Raw genomic sequence first — 2,197 nt, 5'->3', positions numbered from 1 at the left:
CTGGCGACAACCCGAGCAGAACCGATCACAACCTCAAGATCTGAGGCTGTAGTACGAGCCTCTAGATGCCCCTCCGGTGTGGCATACACCTCGCTGCTTTCACCGCGCAACGAGGTGATCTCCACCAACTTGCCGGTACGCGCGGCCTGGGCCAGCGCCTTGACGTCTTCACCCGTTCCGTCGTCTGCGACGGTTGTGTCCGCCTTGTCGGTTCCGGCGGCCCCGGAGGCCAAGGTGTCGGCTCTCTCATCAGCCACCGCCATGGCGCCGTTGGATACACCAGCCGCAAGCACTATGGCTGCGGAGAACACAACGCCAGCTGTGCGCAGCCGACGTCTCCCCCCGTATGTATTCATATGAACTGCTCCCCCACCAACCGGCGTTGAACTATTACCGGATGTGTTCGATCAAATGGTCAGGTTGCAACATACGGGCGCCTCCGGCTTACTGACCAGAGATTTATAAGTGGGTATAACTCACAAAAACTTCCAACCCGGAGCAACTCAAACCATGACCCACTTCACGTTTGCTTGACAAATTCACCGTGATTCAACATCGATGACCACTTTGTCTGCACCTATTGAATTGCCTCTCGCACAGCAAAAACCGATCGGCACCGACTTCGCCGACTGGCCGATGCGGCTGAAGACTTCGCGCAGTGCCGCGTGGGCGGGTGGGGCGAGCGGGTGTTTCCGTCCTGGTTCGTCTACCTGAAGCTGGAACACGACATTCCGCTTGCAGGTGCCGGTCATAGCCGTTCGTGCGACCCCGTGTGACCCCTGCCTCGGGCGCAGGGAAGCCGGTGACTGTGTCGGCGAGGCAGTGCGCGAGCTGCCGGGACTCTGGTCGCTCGTGGCCCCCGAGGAGAGCGACGGTCGCGCGTTTCAGCCGTCAGAATCTGCCGGAACAACGCTCCGGACCTTGATCGATCCGGGGCGTTGCCGCGTGCGGCCCGACAGGATCCGAGGGGCATGTGGCACTGGCGCTCGTCACAGTGGCTGAACGCGGCGTGCCAGTTTCCGGCCCCACGCCTGGCCCGGCGCTTCGATATAACGGTAGGTCAGCACGCACAGCGGCAACAGCACGGCATAGAACGCCACTTCGAGCACAAGACGGTCCTGCCGCCACCGGCCGATCGTCCCGTCACTCACCGCCAGCAGCACCGGATGCAGCAGGTAGACCGAGTAACTGATCGTTCCCAGTCCGGTCAGCCAGCGCGGTATCCGCCGACAGCGCAACGCCAGTCCGACAGCGAAGGTGAGCACTGCCAGCAGGAAGGCCACGATCCAGCCGCGCCGCGTGAAATGGGACCCGTCGCCGTCCCCGTACGCACTCCCCACGGCGCAGGCGGCCACCACCGCGGCTGTGCACGCCGCGTACAGCCAGGTGCTCTGACCATGTTCGGCTCGGTAGACGGCGGTACCGAGGAACATCACGGCAAGGATGACCAGGCCCTCCCACATAGGGACCGTGCTGTTGAAACAGACCAGTCCGAGTGCCAGCACCCCGCCCAGTACGCCCCCGAACACGCGAAGCGTGGGTGACCCGGCGCAGGCACAGCAGATGGCGACCACCATGGCGCCCGAGGCGAGCGCAATCAGCGTGCCGGTGCCGACTGCGCCGGAGAGGGCGGAGGCCGGCAGCGTGACCCCTGCCATCACACTCACGGCGGCGAGCACTGCCAAGGTGACGGCCACCGCTGCCGACCGCTGGTGCATGCGGACCGTGAACAGGGCGACGACCAGTAGGTAGAAGGCCATCTCGTACGAGAGCGTCCACAGGACGAGCAGGAGATTGGGCGTCCCCAGCAGCTCCTGCAGCAACGTGAGATGGGCGACGGCCACGGTGACAGCGCTCTGCTGACCGAAGTCGGCACGGATCTCCGCAGTGCCCACCAGGTTGAGGACGAGGACCGCGGTGACAGCCGCCACCCACAGCGGGTACATACGGAAAACCCGGCCGATCCAGAACGTCCGAACACAGCCCCGGCGTTCGAGCGATGCGGGGATGATGTAGCCGCTCACCAGGAAGAACACCATGATGCCGTAGCGGCTGGTGTTGAACTCCGGCATCAATTCCCGCCGAAACTCTGCCATGAAGGCGTACGACGAGTGGTCAAACACCACCACGAGCGCGGCGATTCGGTCATGTCCCGCCGAGTGGTGTAGCCGATCAAGTGGCGGTCGTGTTGGTGGTG

2 protein-coding genes are annotated in these 2,197 nt (G+C 63.9%); both read right to left on the bottom strand.

All coding sequences use genetic code 11. The annotated features are described in order from the left end of the window. A partial coding sequence (locus RB628_RS40315; RefSeq protein WP_318325614.1) for a hypothetical protein occupies positions 1 to 311 on the bottom strand: 311 nt, incomplete at its 3' end. A 678-nt stretch (positions 312 to 989) separates the two neighbouring features. Then, positions 990 to 2,141: an acyltransferase gene (locus tag RB628_RS40310; protein WP_318325615.1), complete on the bottom strand. Its 1,152-nt coding sequence runs from the start codon at positions 2,139 to 2,141 to the stop codon at positions 990 to 992. Positions 2,142 to 2,197: the final 56 nt, after the last annotated feature.

This window comes from Streptomyces sp. ADMS, from assembly GCF_033441795.1.
Classification (GTDB): Bacteria; Actinomycetota; Actinomycetes; order Streptomycetales; family Streptomycetaceae; genus Streptomyces.
The sequence above is the reverse complement of the archived record's forward strand: the minus strand, read 5'-3'. Positions and strand labels throughout refer to the sequence as shown.